The organism is Kitasatospora sp. NPDC057518 (genome assembly GCF_042802075.1).
Taxonomy (GTDB): domain Bacteria; phylum Actinomycetota; class Actinomycetes; order Streptomycetales; family Streptomycetaceae; genus Kitasatospora.
In genome coordinates this window covers 1-3717 of the sequence record NZ_JBHVEU010000639.1, presented here as the reverse complement: position 1 = coordinate 3717, position 3717 = coordinate 1, and the positions used below count along the sequence as shown (strand labels likewise).

General features: G+C 72.4%; 3 protein-coding genes. 2 read left to right on the top strand and 1 reads right to left on the bottom strand.

The genetic code is table 11. From position 1 onward, the window contains the following. The first annotated feature begins 109 nt into the window (after window positions 1-109). Window positions 110-523: a VOC family protein gene (locus ACFU7Z_RS37605; RefSeq protein WP_380782598.1), complete on the top strand. Its 414-nt coding sequence runs from the start codon at window positions 110-112 to the stop codon at window positions 521-523. A gap of 227 nt (window positions 524-750) precedes the next feature. Next, window positions 751-3126: an ATP-binding cassette domain-containing protein gene (locus ACFU7Z_RS37600; protein ID WP_380782597.1), complete on the top strand. Its 2376-nt coding sequence runs from the start codon at window positions 751-753 to the stop codon at window positions 3124-3126. 56 nt (window positions 3127-3182) lie between these two features. On the opposite strand, the gene ACFU7Z_RS37595 is transcribed toward ACFU7Z_RS37600, so the two are convergent. Next, a partial coding sequence (locus tag ACFU7Z_RS37595; protein WP_380782595.1) for a GNAT family N-acetyltransferase occupies window positions 3183-3717 on the bottom strand: 535 nt, incomplete at its 5' end.

Sequence of the window (3717 nt, the reverse complement as noted above, 5' to 3'; positions counted from 1 at the left end):
GACAGGCGTTCCTCCCCGAGGAGCGCCCCGAGGAGCGCCGCGGGGAGGGACGGGAAGCGATCAGGATTCGAGAAGCGCGCGCCCGGGGTGCGCGCCTAGCGTTGCAGTCATGAGCGACCTCACCATTCACTGGACCTTCCTCCCGCACACCGACCCCGAGGCCTCCCTCGCCTTCTACCGCGACCTGCTCGGCTTCGAGGTGCGCAGCGACGTCGGCGGCGGCCCGATGCGCTGGATCACCGTCGGCCCGGCCGGCCAGCCGGACGTCTCCCTGGTGCTGGAGCCGGCCTCCGCCGACCCGGGCCGCACCGAGGAGGAGCAGCGGACCATCACCGAGATGATGGCCAAGGGCACCTACGCCCGGGTCGTCCTGGGCACCCGCGACCTGGACGGCGTCTTCGACCGGCTGAAGTCCGGCGGCGCCGAGCTCGTCCAGGAGCCGACCAGGCAGCCGTACGGCGTCCGCGACTGCGCGTTCCGCGACCCGGCGGGCACCATGGTCCGCTTCAACGAGCTCAGCTGAGCCGGGCTGGGCCGGGACAAGCCCGGCCCGGCCCGAGGGCGCCGGGGCCCGTCCCTCCCCGCCGTCGGCCGCACCCGAAAGCCGTTCGATCCCGGCCGGATCGATGGTTGGATCGAAGGGTTCGAGCACACCGACGGCGGCCGCGGGGCGGGCCCGCCGGCCCCTCCCCCGGGAGAGACCCCGAGAGACCCCGAGAGACCGCCGAGAGCCAGGGAGCGAAGAGAACGATGCCCAAGCGGACGGACGCGCGGCCGCACGTCGCCGACAGCCACGACCTGATCCGCGTGCACGGCGCGCGCGAGAACAACCTCAAGGACGTCAGCATCGACATCCCCAAGCGCCGGCTGACGGTGTTCACCGGGGTGTCCGGCTCGGGCAAGAGCTCGCTGGTCTTCGACACCGTCGCCGCCGAGTCCCAGCGGCTGATCAACGAGACCTACAGCGCCTTCGTCCAGGGCTTCATGCCCACCCTGGCCCGGCCCGAGGTGGACGTCCTCGAGGGCCTGACCACCGCGATCATCGTCGACCAGCAGCGGATGGGCGCCGACCCGCGCTCCACCGTCGGCACCGCCACCGACGCCAACGCGATGTTGCGCATCCTGTTCAGCCGCCTCGGCACCCCGCACATCGGCTCCCCCAAGGCCTTCTCCTTCAACGTCCCGTCGATCAGCGGCGCCGGCGCCGTCACCGTCGAGCGCGGCGGCAGGACGGTCAAGGAGCGGCGCAGCTTCAGCATCACCGGCGGCATGTGCCCGCGCTGCGAGGGCCGCGGCAGCGTCTCGGACATCGACCTCAGCCAGCTGTACGACGACAGCAAGTCGATCTCCGAGGGCGCGTTCACCATCCCCGGCTGGAAGACCGACAGCTGGTGGACGGTCGGCGTCTACGCCAACTCGGGCTTCCTCGACCCGGACAAGCCGATCCGGAAGTTCACCAAGAAGGAGATGCAGGACTTCCTGTACCGGGAGCCGACCAAGGTCAAGGTCAACGGCGTCAACCTCACCTACGAGGGCCTGATCCCCAAGATCCAGAAGTCGATGCTCTCCAAGGACAAGGACGCGCTGCAGCCGCACATCCGGGCCTTCGTGGAGCGGGCCGTGACCTTCACCGCCTGCCCCGACTGCGAGGGCACCCGGCTCAGCGCGGCGGCCCGGTCCTCGAAGATCGCCGGGATCAGCATCGCCGACGCCTGCGCGATGCAGATCAGCGACCTCGCCGACTGGGTCCGCGACCTCGACGAGCCCTCGGTGGCGCCGCTGCTCGGCACGCTCCGGCAGGCCCTCGACTCCTTCGTGGAGATCGGCCTCGGCTACCTCTCGCTGGACCGCCCCTCCGGCACGCTGTCCGGCGGCGAGGCGCAGCGGGTCAAGATGATCCGCCACCTCGGCTCCTCGCTCACCGACACCACGTACGTCTTCGACGAGCCCACCACCGGCCTGCACCCGCACGACATCGACCGGATGAACCGGCTGCTGCTGCGCCTGCGGGACAAGGGCAACACGGTGCTGGTGGTGGAGCACAAGCCGCAGACCATCGCGATCGCCGACCACGTGGTCGACCTCGGTCCGGGGGCCGGTGCGGCCGGCGGCACGGTCTGCTACGAGGGCGACGTGGCGGGGCTGCGCGCCGGCGGCACGGTGACCGGCCGCCACCTGTCCGACCGGACGGCGCTGCGCGAGGCCGTACGGAAGCCCATCGGCGCGCTGGAGATCCGCGGCGCGAACACCCACAACCTGCGGGACGTGGACGTGGACGTCCCGCTCGGGGTGCTCACGGTGGTGACCGGGGTGGCGGGCTCCGGCAAGAGCTCGCTGATCCACGGCTCGATCCCGGTCGACGAGGGCGTGGTCTCGGTCGACCAGGGGGCGATCAAGGGCTCCCGGCGCAGCAACCCGGCCACCTACACCGGGCTGCTCGAACCCGTCCGCAAGGCCTTCGCCAAGGCCAACGGCGTGAAGCCGGCCCTGTTCAGCGCCAACTCCGAGGGCGCCTGCCCGACCTGCAACGGCGCCGGGGTGGTCTACACCGACCTGGCGATGATGGCCGGGGTGGCCACCACCTGCGAGGACTGCGAGGGCAAGCGCTACCAGCCGGCGGTGCTGGAGTACCACCTGGGCGGGCGGGACATCGCCGAGGTGCTGGCGATGTCGGTGACCGAGGCGGAGGAGTTCTTCGGCTCGGGCGAGGCGAAGCTCCCGGCCGCGCACCGGATCCTGGAGCGGCTGGCCGACGTCGGGCTCGGCTACCTGAGCCTCGGCCAGCCGCTGACCACGCTCTCCGGCGGCGAGCGGCAGCGGCTCAAGCTGGCCACCCACATGGCGGACAAGGGCGGCGTCTACGTGCTGGACGAGCCGACCACCGGCCTGCACCTGGCCGACGTCGAGCAGTTGCTGGGGCTGCTGGACCGGCTGGTCGAGTCCGGCAAGTCGGTCATCGTGATCGAGCACCACCCGGCGGTGATGGCGCACGCCGACTGGATCATCGACCTCGGGCCGGGTGCCGGCCACGACGGCGGGCGGGTGGTCTTCGAGGGCACCCCGGCCGAGCTGGTCGCCGCTCGCTCCACGCTGACCGGCGAGGCGCTGGCCCGGTACCTGGGCTGAGCCGGACCGACTCCGGGCCGCGCCTCCGCGGAGCCGGGGCCCTCCCGCCGGGCCGGTCAGTCCAGTGGGAGGGCCATCTCCAGGATCCGCGCCGAGGGGTCCAGCACGTACGGCGTGGACCCGCCGGTGTGGACGAACCCGCGCCGCAGGTAGAAGGCGGCGGCGCGGGGGTTGGCCTCGTGCACCCCGAGCAGCATCCGCCCGGCGCCGCGGACCCGCGCCCAGGCGAGCACCGCGTCCAGCAGGGCGTCGGCGACGCCGTGCCCGCGGCCGCGGTGCGCCGGGTCCACCCAGACGCCGATCAGGTCGAGCGCGCCGGGCTGCTCCCGGTTCGGGACGGACAGCATGGTGGCGACCCACTCCCCCGTGGCGTCCACCGCGACCAGGCCGAGCTTGTCGGGCTCGTTGACCCAGTTGCAGCGGGCCCGCCAGTTGCCCTCGCCCTGGTGGCTCGCGTACTCGTGGGTCTCGCCGAACGCCAGGGGCGTGTCGAGGAGTTGGGCCAGCCGTACCTTCCGCAGGCGCTGCCAGTCCTCGCGTCCGATCCGCTCGATCCGGTGGTCCATCGTCTCCCCGTCACACGGCGCTGCC